Here is a 16366-nt window from a genome sequence, read left to right on the forward strand (position 1 = left end):
TATATCGGATTTTTACGATATGTTTGAAAGCACTGTCGGCAATGGGGTTGATAGCGTGTGACGATCGCGGGGGCGCATCAACGCCGGGCGCAGTGCCTGCGACCCGGCTGCCCGGTTGCAGGTTGCGTCGCCGACGAGTTCCTATCGCTGCACGCGTAACATACGCGGCATCGTTCGTTGTGTTTACGGAGTCCTTTCATGTCCGTTCGGGCCGTCATATTCGATTTCGACCTGACGCTGGCGGATTCGTCCGCCGCGATCATCGAATGCACCGAGTACGCATTGCATCAGCTGGGCGCCACCGGTCCGACGCCCGCGCAGATCCGCGCAGTAATCGGGCTGCCGCTGCCCGACATGTTCCGTTCGTTGGCGGGCGAAACCGAAGCGGCACGGGCCGAGGCGTTCGCACGGCACTTCGTGGTGCGCGCCGACGAGATCATGGTGCCGGGCACCCGCGTCTATCCCGAAGTGCCGCCGCTGCTCGCGACGTTGCGCGAGCAAGGGCTCGCCGTCGCGGTCGTGTCGTCGAAGTTTCGCTACCGGATCGACGCGATTCTCGAGCGCAACGGCTTGCAATCGCTGGTCGACGTGTTGATCGGCGGGGAAGACGTGCAGCGCCACAAGCCGGACCCGGAAGGGCTCGTGCAGGCGCTGGCGCGGCTCGGTTTGCCTGCCGCGGCGGCGATCTACGTCGGCGACCACGCGGTGGACGCCCAGGCGGCCGAGCGTGCCGGCGTGCCGTTCGTGGGCGCGGTGAGCGGCATGACGTCGTTCGACGCGTGGGCGCAAGCCGGCAAGCAGGCGGTGCCCACGCATATCGGCGAACTGGTCGGCATCGTGCAGCGGATGCAGTGTCGCGCGGGCGAAACGTGCGCCGACGCCGAACGCGGTGCGCAACCGGCCGGTTGACCCGTTTTCCATGATCGGCCGGCGGCGTGCGACGGATTCTGCGACCCTCGCCGTTCAAGTCATATCCACCGCCCGAGCTGCCGCCATGTCCGTCATTTCCGTCGCCTTTTCCCGCATCCGACGTTCGTGCGTGCTGCCGGCCGCCCGGGCGCTGTCATATGCCGTTCCGCTCGTGCTGGCCTGTGCCGTCGTCGGCATGCTGATCGGTGCGCAGCCGGCCGAAGCCATGACACCCAAGCAACGCGAACGGCTCGAAGCGCCGGTCAAGGCCGTCGCCGACCAGCGCGTGACCGTCGACACGCCGCAGGGCAGCGCGGTGCTGCCCGTCTACGCCGACCATCCGCTCGACCGGGCCGCGCCCGACGTTGTACGCGTATTCATCGTGATTCACGGCACGCTGCGTAATGCCGATGCGTACTACGCATCGGGGCGCAAGGTCGTCGAAAAGGCCGGTGCGGCCGGCGCGGGTACGATGGTCGTCGCGCCGCAGTTCCTGACACGCGCCGATGTGCGCGCGTTTTCGTTGGGCGCATCGACGCTCGCGTGGACGCAGGAAGGATGGAAGGGCGGCGAACCGGCGCGCCAGCCGGCGCCGGTCAGCTCGTTCGCGGCGCTCGACGCGTTGCTCGCGCATTTCGCCGACCGCAGCCTGTACCCGTCGTTGTCGACGATCGTCGTGATCGGCCATTCCGCCGGCGCACAGTTGCTGCAGCGTTATGCGGTGGCCGGGCGCGAAGGCGACGCGCTGGCCCGTACCGGCGTTGCCGTGCGCTACGTGGTCGCGAACCCGTCGAGCTACCTGTATTTCGACGACGAACGGCCGAATGCCGACGCGCTGGCAGGCGGCGCCTGTCCGCGCGCAACCGAATGGAAATACGGGTTGAAGTCGGCGCCGCCTTACGTTGCGTCGCAGGACGTGCGCGACCTCGAAACGCGTTACGTCGCGCGCCGTGTCGTGTACTTGCTCGGGCAGGCCGACACGAATCCCTATACGCATTTCATCGACCGTTCATGCGCGGCGATGGCGCAGGGGCCGTACCGGCTGGCGCGCGGGCTCGCCTATTTCGATTACCTGAAGAAGCGGCATCCGGACGATCTCGCGCAGCAGGTCGTCGAAGTGCCGGGTGTCGGACACGACGGCCTCGGCATGTTCACGTCCGCTTGCGGGCTGGCCGTGTTGTTCGGGCAGGCGTTGCCGCAGTCGTGTCCGGTCGTCGCCGGCACCGCGCCGGAACTGCGTGCAGCGGGGCAGTGAACCCCCATGCAAGGCTGGCTCCGCGACGAAATCAATCGACCGGAAAATGCAGGCATCGTGCGCGGCTCCGTCTGCCACGCAGGCGAAGCGGACGACCGCCGTTGTAGGCGGCTGCCGCCCGCCGTTCGCCCGCGCGTCGCGTGGCGGGCCACTTCATTCGACGGTGATCGTCTCCTTCATGTACGGATGAATCCCGCAGAACACCTTGTAGACGCCCGGCTTGTCGAAGCGGAACGCGTACGTCTCGTCCTGGTCGAGCGCTTTCGAATGGAAGATGCCGGCGTCGTTGACCACGGTATGCGGCTCCGCGTCGAGGTTCTTCCACGTGATCGTCGTGCCGGCCTTGATCGTGGTCGACATCGGCGAAAACATGAAATTGCGGATCGTCACGAGCGAGCCGTTCGGGCTCTGCGCGAACGCGGCGGGCGGCGTGCCGGCGGCGACGCACAGGATCAGCGCCGCGATGATTCGGATAGGTCGGAAGCGGGTCATGTCGGTCTCCTTATGTTTATCAGGCGAGCGTCGCATCGTGCAGCGTCGACGCGACCGGATGGCCGGCGAATTCGACGGTCGTCACGCCGAGCATCGACGGCAGCCGGTCATGCGGCACCGTGAGCGGCACGGGCCCCGGGCCGTTGCCGGCCGTCGGCTGCGGGAACGCGGTCGAGCGGGCGGTATGGAACGTCACGTTGCCCTCGACCTTCGACACGATCTGGTGGATGTGCCCGTTCAGCACGGTGACGGAGCCGAAGCGGCGCAGCAGCGCCATCGTCTGCGGCGCGTCGCCGGTGCCCCAGCCCCACGGTTCGTAGATGGTCCACATCGGCATGTGCGAGAACACGACGATCGGCGTGCTCGACGAGCGGCCTTTGAGATCCTGTGCGAGCCACGCGAGCTGCTCGTCGCCGAAGCTGCCGAGCCCGTTCGGCTTGAAATGCATCACGTTGACGAGTGCGATGAAATGCACGCCCGCGTGATCGAAGCTGTAATAGCCGCGGGTGTCCGACGCCTTGCCGAACCGGCCGAAATATTCGGCGCCCGAACCGTCGGTGACGTCATGTTCGCCGGGCACCGTATGCAGTTCCGGCACGCGCAGCGCGGACAGCAACTGCGACGCGTGGTCGAATTCCTCGGGCTTCGACAGATGCGTGATGTCGCCGGTATGGATCGCCAGCGCGGGTAGCGCGGGTATCCCGTTGACGAGGTCGATCGTCTGCTTCAGCGTGGCCGACACGTCGGGATTCGCGTCCTTGTTGAAGCCGATGTGCGTATCGCTGATCTGCACGAACAGCGGCCGGCCCGCGTCGGCCGGGCGCGCCTCGCCGGTCTGCGCGAGCGCGAGGTCGAACGGCGTGAGGATGCCGCCCGACAGCGTGAACAGCGTGCCGAGGCCGCCGAAGGCCATGCATTGCAGGGCCTTGCGGCGCGACGGGCGGGTGGGGGTCGATGAAGACATGTAAGCCTCGCATTCGTGTGACGAAACCGGACGGCCGGATCGTCCTGGAATAAGCCGGCGCCTTCGCATGCGATACCGGCGAAGCGGCGGATTTATTCCCGAGCGTTGCGAGATCGAACACTCGTGTCGGCGGCCGGCGGGGCGATGCGCGACTCCCGCCGGATGACCCGTCAATGTCCTGTAAGTGACACGTCACATTTGCGTCACGGCCGCCCGATAGCCTCCCACTCCGAATCCCCTCTCCGGAGCCCTTCATGCCGAACCTCGCGGCAACGGATACGGGCGGTGCGGTCGGCCACCGCACGCGCACCCTCGGCCTCGCGCTGCTTTTTCCGGTCATTGCCTGCGGCATCGCCCCTGTCGGCGTTCATTTCGGTGCCGACCTCCGCGTCGTCGAGGAAGGCTCGGTGCTGTCGTTCGCGCTGCCGATCACCCCATACCGGGTACTGCACGGGCTGGCCTGATTCGCGCCGCTGCCGCGACGCCCGGCTGCGCGGCACGCGGCCGGACCCATCGATTTTCAATTCAACACAAGACACAAGACGCTACCGATGGATATCAGTTTCTTCGATCCGAATCGCACCGCCAACGCGTCCGCGTGGCGCGTGCTGCCCAACCGCTGGGACGCGATCGCGTTTCCGCTGATCATCGGCATACTCGCGATGGCGATCGTCGGTTTTCACCAGACGATGGCGCCGATTGGCGTACTGCAGACGCAGAAGATCTCGCTCGATCCGTCGAACCTGCCCGAATACGCATTGCGCACCACGTTGCGGATGCTCGCCGCGATGATTGCGTCGCTCGTGTTCACGCTCGTCTACGGCACGCTCGCCGCGAAAAGCCGCCGCGCGGGGATGGTGCTGATCCCGATCCTCGACATCCTGCAGTCGGTGCCCGTGCTCGGCTACATCTCGTTTACGGTCACGTTCTTTCTCGCGCTGTTTCCGGGCCGCGTGCTCGGCGCCGAGCTGGCCGCGATCTTCGCGATCTTCACGAGCCAGGCCTGGAACATGACGTTCAGCTTCTACCAGTCGCTGCGCACCGTGCCGCGCGATCTGAGCGAAGTGTCGCGCGGCTTTCACCTGACGCCGTGGCAGCGCTTTTGGAAGCTCGAAGTGCCGTTCTCGATGCCGGGCCTGATCTGGAACATGATGATGTCGATGTCCGGCGGCTGGTTCTTCGTCGTCGCATCGGAAGCGATTACCGTCGGTAACCAGACGATCACGCTGCCGGGTATCGGCGCGTATCTCGCGCAGGCGATCTCCGACAAGAATCTCGGCGCGGTCGGCTGGGTGATCGTTGCGATGTCGGTCGTGATCCTCGCCTACGACCAGTTCCTGTTCCGTCCGCTCGTCGCGTGGGCCGACAAGTTCCGGATGGAGAACACCGCGTCGGGCGATGCGCCGCAATCGTGGCTGCTCGACATGATGCGTCGCACGCACCTGATCCATCAGCTGCTCGTGCCGGCCGGCTGGCTGCTGTCGCAGGCCGCGCGGATTCCGTTGCGCGTGCCGTCGGTGACAGGTACACGCGTGCGTGAGGCATCGGCGCGCCGTTCGTCGCGCATCGGCGACATCGTGTGGGGCGCGTTCGTGATCCTGCTGACGGTGTACGTTGCGTGGCGTGTCGTCAGCTTCGTCGCGACCGGCGTGACGGTGGCCGAGGTCGGCCACGTGCTCGTGCTCGGCCTGATCACGCTGCTGCGCGTGCTGGTGCTGATCGCGATCGCGTCGGTGATCTGGGTGCCGCTCGGCGTGCTGATCGGGCTGCGCCCGAAGCTGGCCGAGAAGATCCAGCCTCTTGCGCAGTTCCTCGCCGCATTCCCGGCGAACCTGCTGTTTCCGGTATTCGTGATCGTGATCGTCCACTTCCACCTGAACGCGGACATCTGGCTGTCGCCGCTGATCGTGCTCGGCACGCAGTGGTACATCCTGTTCAACGTGATCGCGGGCGCGATGTCCTATCCGAACGACTACAAGGAAGCGACGAAGAATTTCCGCATCCGCGGCTGGCAGTGGTGGCGCCAGGCGATCCTGCCCGGCATCTTCCCGTACTACGTGACGGGCGCGATCACCGCATCGGGCGGCGCGTGGAACGCGAGCATCGTGTCCGAGTTCGTGCAGTGGGGCGACACGAAGGTCGTCGCGCACGGTCTTGGCGCGTATATCGCGCAAACGACCGCCGCCGGCGACTTCCCGAAGATCATCCTGGGCATCGCCGTGATGTCCCTGTTCGTCACCTTGTTCAACCGCCTGCTGTGGCGTCCGATGTACGCCTATGCGGAATCCCGGCTCCGTCTCGATTGAGAGTAAGCGCGATGCAAAATTCGACCGTTATCAACGCCCCCGTCAAGACGTCCCAGCCGCTGCAGCCGCCGCGGCTCGGCGAAGAAATCCTGCGCGTCGAGCATGTGAACCGCGGCTTCAACAAGACGCAGGGCGAGCTGCTCGTGCTCGACGACGCGAACCTGTCGCTGCGCGAAGGCGAGATCGTCGGGCTGCTTGGCCGCTCGGGCTCGGGCAAATCGACGCTGTTGCGCATCATCGCTGGCCTGATCGAGCCGACCGGCGGCGAAGTGACCTACCTCGGCAAGCCGTTGCGCGGCCCGGCCGAAGGCGTCGCGATGGTATTCCAGACCTTCGCGCTGTTCCCGTGGCTCACCGTGCTGCAGAACGTGGAAGCCGGGCTGGAAGCGCTCGGCGTCGGCGCGCGCGAGCGGCGCGAGCGTGCGCTCGCCGCGATCGACCTGATCGGTCTCGACGGCTTCGAGAACGCGTACCCGCGCGAGTTGTCGGGCGGGATGCGCCAGCGCGTCGGCTTTGCGCGCGCGCTCGTCGTCGACCCGACGATCCTGCTGATGGACGAGCCGTTCTCCGCGCTCGACGTGCTGACGGCCGAGACGCTGCGTACCGACCTGCTCGATCTGTGGACGCAGGGACGCATGCCGATCAAGTCGGTGCTGATCGTCACGCACAACATCGAGGAAGCGGTGTTCATGTGCGACCGGATTCTCGTGCTGTCGTCGAATCCGGGCCGCGTGATCGCCGAGATCAAGGTGCCGTTCAAGCATCCGCGTAACCGGCTCGATGCCGATTTCCGCAAGCTCGTCGACGACATCTACGCGAAGATGACCGCGCGCCAGACCGGCGAGGCGACGAAGAAGGGGCTCGAGCTCGGCAGCTGGATGCCGCGCGTATCGACCAACCTGATGGCCGGCCTGATCGAGACGCTCGCGATGGCGCCGTACCACGGCCGCGCCGACATGCCGGAAATCGCGCGCTCGCTGCATCTGGAGGTCGACGAACTGTTCCCGATCGCGGAAGTGCTGCAGCACCTCGGCTTCGCGGACGTGCGTGAAGGCGACGTGTTCCTGACGCCGCCCGCCCGCGTGTTCGCGGAATTCGGCACGCAGGAGCGCAAGCTGATGTTTGCCGATCACCTGTTGAAGCACGTGCCGCTTGCCGCGCGGATCAGGAAGGTGCTGAACGAGCGTCCGGGCCATCGCGCGCCGCGCGTGCGCTTCGAGCAGGAGCTGGAGGATTTTCTGTCCGACGAGGCGGCGGAGGAAACGCTCGATGCGGTGATCGACTGGGGGCGGTACGGGGAGGTCTTTTCGTACAACGACAAGACGGAAGTGTTCAGTCTGGAGGATGTCGAGAGCTGATGCCTGCCGGTGGATGGCGACACGCCATCACTCCGGCAAATCCCGCCGACTCACGTCCCACTCGATCCCGCCCGCATTGAGCTGCTCGATCTTCTCCATCCGCTGCCGCGCCAGTTCCGGCAGCCGGTTCGTCACGCCGATCACCAGCGCTTCGGCGAGCGCCAGCGCGGGCACGTTGGTCTGCAGCATCGCGAAAGGGCGGCCCTGGATGCGCAGCACGATCTCCGCGAACTCGCCGATCGGCGAGCGCCATTCGTCGGTGATCAGCAGGATGCGCGCGCCGAGCTGGTGCGCGGCCTGCGCGAAGCGGATGCTGTCCTTCTGGTAACGGCGAAAATCGAAGATCACGAGCACGTCGGTGCGTCCCATGTCGGCCAGCGCGACGGACGCGAGATTCACGTTCGGCTCGACGTACTGCACGTGCGGCCGCGTATAGGCGAGCATGAACGAGAACAGCGACGCGAGCGGCGCCGTATAGCGCCCGCCGCCGCAGAAGACGCGCACGTCCGGATCGGCCAGCACCGCCACGGCTGCGTCGAACGCGGCCGCGTCGAGCCCGTCGATCGTCGTCGCGAGCGATTCGGACAGCCGCTGGAAAATCGCCGCGTGACTATCGCGCATGCCCGTTTCCGAGTGGAACGCATCCATCCGCGCGAGCGGCGAATTCATCGCGGTGTCGATCTCGTCGTGCAGCGCCTGCTGGAACGACGAGTAGTTCGGAAAACCGATCCGGACGACGAAGCGGAACACGGTCGGATCGCTGACTTCCGCCTGCTTCGCAACCTGCGCGATGGGGCCCAGCCCCAGACTGGGATAGCGATCCAGCAACGCCTGCGCGACCTTCTGTTCCGACGGCGTGAAGCTATCCATCTGGGATAACAGCAACGCCCTGATGCTCGTCCCCATCGGCACTCCGGCTCTCTATCTGAATTGAATGACCCAATGAAACGGCAGACGGGCGTCTGCCGGCAACTGCACGCATGTTAGCCGATCGACGTGCGGCAGGCTGCGTGCGGTTCCAAATTAGAGGGACGCATCACCCGGTCAGACGACATGTTCATGTGTGTAATAAATCAAACATACGCCATCCGATCCGTCCCGGACGATTCGCTTTAAATTCAGTGGTTACCCTAGGTTTTGGTACAAAAAAGCGAATGATATGATCGCGGCCTCGCTGAAATGTATTGTTTATTACATGTCGAATCGGCAGCGTCGACAACCAGTCGCGCGTCGACGCATCCCGGCATGGCCCGGTTTATTCGTCTGGAGGATTCCGTCATGAGGCGGCTCGTAGTACTCACCCTGTTGTCGGCGATGAGCGTGTGCGCGTTCGCCGCGTCGGACCCGGCGGTCGAAGCGAAGAACGGCATGGTGGTGTCGTCGCAGCATTTCGCGTCGCAGATCGGCGTCGACATCCTGAAGGCAGGCGGCAATGCGGTGGACGCGGCAGTGGCCGTCGGCTATGCGCAAGCCGTGACCAATTCGTGCTGCGGCAACATCGGCGGCGGCGGTTTCATGACGATCCACCTGGCCGACGGTCGCGACCGCTTCATCAATTTCCGCGAGACCGCGCCGGCCGCGTCGTCCGCGAACATGTATCTCGATGCGGCGGGCAACGTGATTCCGGACCAGAGCCTGTACGGCTATCGCGCGGTCGGCGTGCCGGGCACGGTGGCCGGCCTCGATCTCGCGCAGCGCAAGTACGGGAAGCTGACGCGCCAGCAGGTGATGGCGCCGGCGATCCGGCTCGCACGCGACGGCTTCGTGCTGACGCGCGGCGATACCGACATCCTCGACACGACGGTCGAGCGCTTCAGGAAGGACCCGGAAGCCGCGCGCATCTTCCTGCGCCCGGACGGCACGGCGCTGCAGCCGGGCGACCGCCTGGTGCAGAAGGATCTGGCCCGCACGCTCGAGCGCATCGCGGAGCAGGGGCCCGACGCGTTCTATCACGGCGAGATCCCGAAGATCGTGGAAGCGGCGGCCAAGCGCGGCGGCGGCGTGATCACGGCGGCCGATTTCGCGTCCTATCGCGCGCAGGACATGGCGCCGCTGACGTGCACGTACCGCGGCTACGAGTTCGTGTCGGCGCCGCCGCCGAGCTCGGGCGGCGTGACGATGTGCGAGACGCTGAACATCCTCGAAGGGTATGACCTGCGCAAGCTCGGCTATCACTCGGCCGCGGCGGTCCACTACATGACCGAAGCGATGCGCCATGCGTACGAAGACCGCAACACGCTGCTCGGCGATCCGGACTTCATCGACAACCCGGTCGCGAAGCTGACGAGCAAGGAATACGCGGCGCAGATCCGCAAGAGCATCCATGCCGACACGGCGACGCCGTCGATCGACGTGCAGCCCGGTGTCGGCGTGCACGAGAAGCCGGAAACGACGCATTACTCGATCGTCGACCACGACGGCAATGCGGTGTCGACGACCTATACGGTCAACGGCCGCTTCGGTGCGGTGGTCATCGCGCCGGGCACGGGCTTCTTCCTGAATGACGAGATGGACGACTTCACCGTGAAGGTCGGCGCGCAGAACCTGTTCGGCCTCGTGCAGGGCACGCGCAACTCGATCGCGCCGGGCAAGCGTCCGCTCTCGTCGATGGCGCCGACCATCGTGAAGAAGGACGGCAAGGTGTTCATGGTGGTTGGCTCGCCGGGCGGCTCGCGCATCATCACGATCACGCTGCAGACCGTGCTGAACGTGATCGACTACGGGATGACGCCGCAGGACGCGGTGGCCGCGCCGCGCATCCATCATCAGTGGCTGCCCGACGCGGTCTATTACGAAACCTACGGCCTGTCGCCCGACACGCTCGCGATCCTGCGCAACATGGGCTACAAGATGGTCGAGCAGACGCCGTGGGGCGCCGCCGAGCTGATCATGGTCGGCCTGCCGGGCACCGAAGCGGCGAGCCGCCAGAGTTCCGGGAACGATTCGTCGGTGTCCGGCAACGTGCGTGTCGGCTTCATCTACGGCTACAACGACCCGCGCCGCCCGGCCGGCTCGGCGATCGGCTACTGACGCGATCGTTTCAAGTCGAATCGCTGCCGCCGGCGTTCGCGTTGCCGCGAATGCCGGTGCGGCGGCAAGCGCGTCCGTCAGCGGGCATCCGCCAGCCTGAGCGGCACGCGCGCCTTCCTTCCGTCAACTCCATCGCCACCCGGCGAATTCCGTCATGAACAAACGAATGTCCGCGGCAGGCTGGATCCTGCTCGCGATGGCAGCCGGCATCCTGGTCGGCTACCTGATCTACACGCAGCTTCCCGACAAGCAGGCGGCCACGGAAGTCGCCGGCTACATCTCGCTCGTGTCCGACGTGTTCCTGCGGCTGATCAAGATGGTGATCGGCCCGCTCGTGTTTTCGACGCTGGTCGTCGGCATTGCGCACATGGGCGATGCGTCGTCGGTCGGGCGCGTGTTCGTGAAGGCACTCGGCTGGTTCGTCACTGCGTCGCTGATCTCGCTGTTGCTCGGCCTGCTGATGGCGAACCTGCTGCGGCCCGGCGAGAACCTCGGCCTGCCGCTGCCGGACATCGGTGCGTCCGCGCATCTCGCGACGTCCAAGTTCACGCTGAAGGATTTCGTCGGTCACATGGTGCCGAAGTCGATCGCCGAGGCGATGGCGAACAACGAAATCCTGCAGATCGTCGTGTTCTCGATGTTCTTCGGCGTGGCGCTTGCCGCCCTCGGCGAGCGCGGCAAGATCCTCGTCGCGGCGATCGACCAGCTCGCGCACGTGATGCTGAAGATCACCGGCTACGTGATGAAGCTCGCGCCGCTCGCGGTGATGGCCGCGATGGCGTCGACCGTGGCGGTCAACGGGTTGTCGATCCTGCTGAAGTTCGCGGTGTTCATGGGCGATTTCTACGCGAGCCTCGTGCTGCTGTGGGCCACGCTGGTCGCGGCCGGGCTGTTGTTCCTCGGCCGCCGCGTGTTCAGGCTGCTCGCGCTGATCAAGGAAGCGTTCATGCTGTCGTTCGCAACCGCGAGCTCGGAAGCCGCGTATCCGAAGATCCTCGACGCGCTCGACCGCTTCGGCGTACGGCGCAAGATCTCGAGCTTCGTGATGCCGATGGGCTATTCGTTCAACCTCGACGGCTCGATGATGTACTGCACGTTCGCGACGCTGTTCATCGCACAAGCCTACGACATCCACCTGTCGCTCGGCACGCAAATCACGATGCTGCTGATCCTGATGCTGACGTCGAAGGGGATGGCGGGTGTGCCGCGCGCCTCGCTCGTCGTGATCGCGGCCACGCTGCACCAGTTCAACATCCCTGAAGCCGGGCTGCTGCTGATTCTCGGTGTCGACACGTTCCTCGACATGGGTCGCTCGGCCACGAACGCGGTGGGCAACTCGATCGCCAGCGCGGTGGTCGCGAAGTGGGAAGGCGAGCTGATGTCGGAGTCCGAAGCGAGCGCGCATGCCGCGCATCTCGATGCGGAACTCGAACGGCAGAACAACGCGCCGGCCTATGGCGCCGGTCAGCCCACGTCGACCTGACGGTCAGGCCGCGAGCGCTTCGTCGATGCACGCCGCGAGCACCATCGCGGCGGCGTTGCCGGGCGTCGAGCCGAGCAGTTGCGGTGCATAGACGCTGTCGCCGATCTCGATCGGTCGCCCCGACAGCGCGCACACGCCGCGCTTGCGCGTCGTGAACAGGCGCCACTTCTGGTAGCCGTAGTGCCCGGTGCAGGCGTCGCACCACGAAATCATCGCGGTGTCGGCCGTGGGCCGTTCGAGCACGCTGATGGTCGGCTTGCTCGTCGCGTCCCACGACGGCAGCCGGTCGCGCGTGACGCTGCGCCGTCGCGGCCCGCCCCACGAAACGGACGGCATGTCGAAGCTGCCGATTGCGGCGACGGTCATGAGCCAGGGCGCTACACGATTGTTCATGTCTCTGTTCCTCGAAACGTTACGCGGTGCCGCGACGCGCGGCATCACGACAGGCGGATGCGCGGCTGCACCCAGCCGTTGATCCGTTCGGCGATCCACAGCAAGGTCGCCTTGGAGAAACCGTGCAGCGCCTGCTGGTGCCGCCGGTAGAGCATCAGGTGGCTGAACTGCGCGAAGCGCCCCTGGATGAAGCCGCCGCGGAAGAAACCGAATTGCCCGAGCGTGCCGAACGCGTCGTAATCGCTGATCGACACCAGCGCGCCGAAATCGTGGAACGCGAACGGCGGAATCGGCGTGCCGTCGAGCCAGGCGGGCAGATGCTTCGCGAGATGCTCGGCCTGCTGCGTCGCGACCTGCGCGGTGGGCGGCAGCGGCCGCTCCTGGCCGTCGGGCAGCAGGCTGCCGCAATCGCCGATCGCGAACACGTGCTCGTCGCCGGTCGCCTGCAGCGTGGGGCCGACCACGATCTGGTTCGCGCGGTTCGTATCGAGCCCGCCCAGCGCCTGCATGAAATCGGGCGCCTTCACGCCGGCCGCCCACACCATCAGGTCGGCTTCGGCGAACGAACCGTCGCCGTAATGGAAACCGTTCGCGTCGGCTGACGTGACGCGCGTCGACGTCAGCACGCGAAAGCCGATCTGTTCGAGCCGCCGCTGGGCCGATGCGGAAATCCTCGGCGGAAACGCGTTGAGGATGCGCGGGCCGCTTTCGAGCAACGTGAGTTGCAATCGCTCGCGCACCGTGTCGTCGCCGTACGCCTGCGCCACTTCGAGCAAGCGGCTCAGCTCCGCCGCGAGTTCCACGCCCGTAGCCCCCGCGCCGACGATCGCCACGCGAAACGGCTCGTCGCGCGCGATGCTGCGGAACACCCGCATCCGCAACGCTTCGTTGAAGGTCTCCGCCTGCTGCTGGCTGTCGATGAAGTAGCAGTGCTCGCGCACGCCGGGCACGCCGAAATCGTTGGCCTGGCTGCCGAGCGCGAGGATCAGCACGTCGTATTCGAGTTCGCGTGCGTCGATCACCACGTCGCCGTCCTGCGAGCGGATCTCGCCGAGCTGCACGCGGCGGCGCGTGCGATCGAGCCCCTTCAGTTCGCCGGGCTGGTATGTGTAGCCGTGGTCGCGGGCATGGGCGAGGAAGATCACCTGTTGCTGCTGGACGTCGCGCGTGCCGGCCGCGATCGTGTGCAGCATCGGCTTCCAGATGTGCGTCGGACTGCGATCGACGACCGTGATCTGCGCGCGTCCGGACCGGCCGAGACGCTCGCCCAGGCGGGTCGCGAGCTGCAGCCCGGCGATCCCGCCGCCGACGATGACGATGCGTGTAGGGGTTGTCATGGATAAATCATCAAGTGATGAATAAGGTATGATCCTAGCGCTTCCCGGCTCCGCGTGTCAACGGAGCGGGGCAGGCCGCCCGCTTCCGGTACGTGAAACCGGGGACCGAACACGGGCATTCGAATCGTTCAAGGAGCAGGAAAAACGTGGCAGAAGTCACTGAGCGCGCGCCGTCGAAGCGGCGTACGCGCGGACGGCCGCTGGCGGATGCGTCCGTCGGCCCGGACGTGATATTGCGGGCCGCGCGCCGCACGTTCGCGAAGCGCGGCTATGACGCGACGAGCGTGCGCGAAGTCGCACGCGAGCTGGGCATCGACGCGGCGCTGATCGCCCATCACTTCGGTACCAAGGAAACGTTGTGGCTGGCGGTCGTCGAGCAGATCGTCGAGCTGGCCGAACCGATGTTCGACGCGCTGCGTGCGTTGCGCGCGTCGTCGCTGCCGCATCGCGACCGCGTGCGGCGCGCGCTCGAGCTGTGCGTCGATCACGAATTCGCGGAGCCCGATATCGGCATGTTCTTCTCGACTGCGGCGACCGAGGAGGGTGGGCGGCTCGACCGGCTGCAGGAGCGGATCGTGCGTCCGTATCACGACGCGATGTTTCCGCTGCTGGCGGACGCGGTCGAGGCCGGCGCGATCCGTCCGGTCGATCCGAACGTGCTGTTCTTCATGATCGCGAGCGCGATCGGCACGACGGTGTCGTACAGCCACATGATGCTGGAGTACACGTCGCTGCCGACGCGGCCGGAGGCGTTCCGCGAGGCCGTGCTCGGCGTCGTGTTCAACTTCCTCGGCGACCGGGCCTGAGCGCCGCGCGCGCGATGCGCGCGGTCAGGTCGCGGCAACCAGCCCCAGTTCGCGCACCGCGTTCCGCGCGCTCTCGCGCAGCGCATCGACGAGCGGCGATGGCGTGCGGTACGCCAGCGCCAGTTCGTACGCGAGCGGGCTGCCCGCATCCTTCAGTTCGCAGAACGTAATGCCTTGCGGATGCATCGGCACGAACAGGCGCGGCATCAGCGCGACGCCGATGCCGCCCGCGACGAGCCCGGCCGTCGTCTGCATCTGGCGCGGCTGCTGGACCACCCGCGGCGCGAAGCCCGCCTGCGCGCACGCCGTCACGATCAGCGCATGCATGCCCGGCCCGTGGTGCGCGGCAAACATGACCCACGGTTCGTCCGCCAGCTCGGCCAGCGCGATGCGGCGGCGGTGCGCGAGCCGGTGGCCGTCGGGCAGCGCGGCCACCATCCGGTCGCGCAGCAGCGGCTCGACATGCACGTCGCCGGCATCGGCCACCGGCAGCACGACGAGGCCGGCGTCGGTGCGGTCCTGCCGCAGCGCGAGCACCTGGTCGGCGGTCGTGCCTTCCTCGAGCTGGAAATCGACGTTGGGATGCCGCTCCTGAAACGCGCGGAGGATCAACGGCAACAGCGCGTTCACGGTGCTGTCGACGAAGCGCAGCCGCAGCGTGCCGCCGAGGCCGGCGCCCGCGCGGCGCGCCACGGCCACCGCGCGCTCGGCCTGTTCGAGCGCGCGCCGTGCTTCGAGCAGGAAGGCCTCGCCGGCCGGCGTGAGCCGCGAGCCGCGGTTGTCGCGTTCGAGCAAGGCGACGCCCAATTCATCCTCGAGCTTGCGGATCGCCGTGCTGAGCGGCGGCTGGGCCATGTGCAGTCGCTCGGCCGCGCGCCGGAAGCTGAGCGTTTCGGCGACCGCGATGAATTGCCGGAACTGGCGCAGATCGATCATGCGATACCGTCCATGTATCAGTAGATCATCGAATTCGTATTTTACCTATCACGCCGGGCTGCCCAGAATGTCCCTGTCGTCAATCGTCGATACTCAGGAGGACAGATCATGACGGGCAATGAACAGCAGCGAACGGCCATCGTCACGGGCGGGTCGAGCGGAATCGGCTTCGCAATCGCGAGCCGGCTGGTGCAGGACGGGTATCGCGTCGCGATCGTCGGGCGCGATGCGGCGCGGCTGGAGGCGGCCGTCGCGCGGCTCGGCGGTGCGGCGATCGGGCAGGTGGGCGATCTGAGCGTGCGGCATGACGCGGAAGCGGTGGTCGCCGCGATCGTTGCAAGGTGGCCGCGTATCGACGTCCTCGTCAACAACGCGGGATTGACCGGTCGCGTCGGCGCGGATACGAAGGCGGGCGAAGCGGAGGCCGTGTGGGACGCGGTGCTCCATGCGAACCTGAAAAGCCTGTTCCTGACGACGATGGCCGTGCTGCCGCACGTGGCCGATCGCGCCGCGCGGATCGTCAACATCGGTTCGATCGCGGCGCGCGCCGGCAGCCTGTTGCCGGGCGGCCTCGCGTATGCGGCCGCGAAGGCCGGCGTCGAAGGCTTCACCGTCGCGCTGGCACGCGAACTCGGGCCGCGCGGCGCGACGGTCAATACGGTCGCGCCCGGCTATATCGCCGGCACGCGTTTCTTTGGCGACAGCGGGGTCGCGCCGGCCGTCGCGGCAATGATCCGCGTGCAGACGCCGGTTGGCCGCGCCGGACAACCGGACGACGTCGCGGACGCGGTCGCGTGGCTCGCCGGGCCGCGCGCGTCGTTCGTCACCGGCGCGACGATCGCGGTGAACGGCGGCTGGCGCGTCGGGTGACGCAGCGCGCGTACGGCCGGCGCGTCACTCGGCATCGGTCGGCGGCTTGTCGCCGAGCCAGCGCCGCGCGCCGGGCCCGTTGCGGCCGGCGCGGTCTTCCGGGTTGGTCAGCTTGCACCGTTTCAGCGACAGGCAGCCGCAACCGATGCATTCGTCGAGGTTGATGTAGAGCCGCTGCAGCTCCTCGATCCGGCTCGCGACGCGCTGCTTCCAGCCGCGCGACAGCC

At 66.7% G+C, this 16366-nt stretch carries 15 protein-coding genes and 1 pseudogene; 9 read left to right on the forward strand and 7 right to left on the reverse strand.

Features of this window, described 5'->3' with window-relative positions; genetic code table 11:
- Positions 1-198 precede the first annotated feature (198 nt).
- Positions 199-909: an HAD family hydrolase gene (locus tag JMF90_RS03620; protein WP_011547378.1), complete on the forward strand. Its 711-nt coding sequence runs from the start codon at positions 199-201 to the stop codon at positions 907-909.
- 85 nt (positions 910-994) lie between these two features.
- Positions 995-2164, forward strand: coding sequence for an alpha/beta fold hydrolase (locus tag JMF90_RS03625; protein ID WP_011694780.1), 1170 nt, complete (start codon positions 995-997; stop codon positions 2162-2164).
- Positions 2165-2317: 153 nt separating this feature from the next.
- Here JMF90_RS03625 and JMF90_RS03630 read toward each other — a convergent pair whose 3' ends face one another.
- Together JMF90_RS03630 and JMF90_RS03635 are read right to left on the reverse strand one after the other, a co-directional pair.
- Positions 2318-2656: a cupredoxin family copper-binding protein gene (locus tag JMF90_RS03630; protein ID WP_011547380.1), complete on the reverse strand. Its 339-nt coding sequence runs from the start codon at positions 2654-2656 to the stop codon at positions 2318-2320.
- 19 nt (positions 2657-2675) lie between these two features.
- On the reverse strand, positions 2676-3620 hold the full coding sequence (locus JMF90_RS03635) for a metallophosphoesterase (protein ID WP_011547381.1): 945 nt from the start codon (positions 3618-3620) through the stop codon (positions 2676-2678).
- Positions 3621-3874: 254 nt separating this feature from the next.
- Between JMF90_RS03635 and JMF90_RS03640 the strand changes: the two genes are divergently transcribed.
- From JMF90_RS03640 to JMF90_RS03650, 3 genes are all read left to right on the forward strand, one after another.
- On the forward strand, positions 3875-4084 hold the full coding sequence (locus JMF90_RS03640; protein ID WP_011547382.1) for a hypothetical protein: 210 nt from the start codon (positions 3875-3877) through the stop codon (positions 4082-4084).
- Positions 4085-4171: 87 nt separating this feature from the next.
- Positions 4172-5926 (forward strand): ABC transporter permease subunit, encoded by a 1755-nt coding sequence (locus tag JMF90_RS03645; RefSeq protein ID WP_011547383.1) that lies wholly within the window; start codon positions 4172-4174, stop codon positions 5924-5926.
- Between the two features lie 11 nt (positions 5927-5937).
- Positions 5938-7284 (forward strand): AAA-associated domain-containing protein, encoded by a 1347-nt coding sequence (locus JMF90_RS03650; RefSeq protein ID WP_006496879.1) that lies wholly within the window; start codon positions 5938-5940, stop codon positions 7282-7284.
- Positions 7285-7311: 27 nt separating this feature from the next.
- Here JMF90_RS03650 and JMF90_RS03655 read toward each other — a convergent pair whose 3' ends face one another.
- Positions 7312-8190 (reverse strand): MurR/RpiR family transcriptional regulator, encoded by an 879-nt coding sequence (locus JMF90_RS03655; protein ID WP_011547384.1) that lies wholly within the window; start codon positions 8188-8190, stop codon positions 7312-7314.
- 372 nt (positions 8191-8562) lie between these two features.
- On the opposite strand from JMF90_RS03655, the gene ggt reads away from it, so the two are divergent.
- Both ggt and JMF90_RS03665 read left to right on the forward strand, forming a co-directional pair.
- Positions 8563-10314: a gamma-glutamyltransferase gene (gene ggt, locus JMF90_RS03660; RefSeq protein ID WP_011547385.1), complete on the forward strand. Its 1752-nt coding sequence runs from the start codon at positions 8563-8565 to the stop codon at positions 10312-10314.
- Positions 10315-10468: 154 nt separating this feature from the next.
- Positions 10469-11797 carry a dicarboxylate/amino acid:cation symporter gene (locus JMF90_RS03665; RefSeq protein WP_011547386.1) on the forward strand — a complete coding sequence of 443 codons (1329 nt, stop codon included), beginning with the start codon at positions 10469-10471 and terminating at the stop codon, positions 11795-11797.
- 3 nt (positions 11798-11800) lie between these two features.
- Here the strand turns inward: JMF90_RS03665 and JMF90_RS03670 are convergent, their stop codons facing one another.
- Both JMF90_RS03670 and JMF90_RS03675 read right to left on the reverse strand, forming a co-directional pair.
- Positions 11801-12190 carry a DUF3331 domain-containing protein gene (locus JMF90_RS03670; RefSeq protein WP_011547387.1) on the reverse strand — a complete coding sequence of 130 codons (390 nt, stop codon included), beginning with the start codon at positions 12188-12190 and terminating at the stop codon, positions 11801-11803.
- Positions 12191-12234: 44 nt separating this feature from the next.
- Positions 12235-13527 (reverse strand): NAD(P)/FAD-dependent oxidoreductase, encoded by a 1293-nt coding sequence (locus JMF90_RS03675; protein WP_011547388.1) that lies wholly within the window; start codon positions 13525-13527, stop codon positions 12235-12237.
- A 146-nt stretch (positions 13528-13673) separates the two neighbouring features.
- Between JMF90_RS03675 and JMF90_RS03680 the strand changes: the two genes are divergently transcribed.
- Complete coding sequence (locus tag JMF90_RS03680) at positions 13674-14333, forward strand: TetR/AcrR family transcriptional regulator (protein ID WP_011547389.1); 660 nt, start codon at positions 13674-13676, stop codon at positions 14331-14333.
- Positions 14334-14357: 24 nt separating this feature from the next.
- Here JMF90_RS03680 and JMF90_RS03685 read toward each other — a convergent pair whose 3' ends face one another.
- On the reverse strand, positions 14358-15269 hold the full coding sequence (locus JMF90_RS03685; protein WP_011547390.1) for a LysR family transcriptional regulator: 912 nt from the start codon (positions 15267-15269) through the stop codon (positions 14358-14360).
- 108 nt (positions 15270-15377) lie between these two features.
- Here JMF90_RS03685 and JMF90_RS03690 point away from each other — a divergent pair, with 108 nt between their 5' ends.
- Positions 15378-16139 carry an SDR family NAD(P)-dependent oxidoreductase gene (locus tag JMF90_RS03690; protein ID WP_011547391.1) on the forward strand — a complete coding sequence of 254 codons (762 nt, stop codon included), beginning with the start codon at positions 15378-15380 and terminating at the stop codon, positions 16137-16139.
- A 24-nt stretch (positions 16140-16163) separates the two neighbouring features.
- Here JMF90_RS03690 and JMF90_RS03695 read toward each other — a convergent pair.
- Positions 16164-16366, reverse strand: a pseudogene (locus JMF90_RS03695) (redox-sensitive transcriptional activator SoxR); the annotation flags it as partial.

Origin of the sequence: Burkholderia sp. E168m23 (assembly GCF_016586125.1) — a bacterium.
GTDB classification, from domain to species: Bacteria; Pseudomonadota; Gammaproteobacteria; order Burkholderiales; family Burkholderiaceae; genus Burkholderia; species Burkholderia orbicola.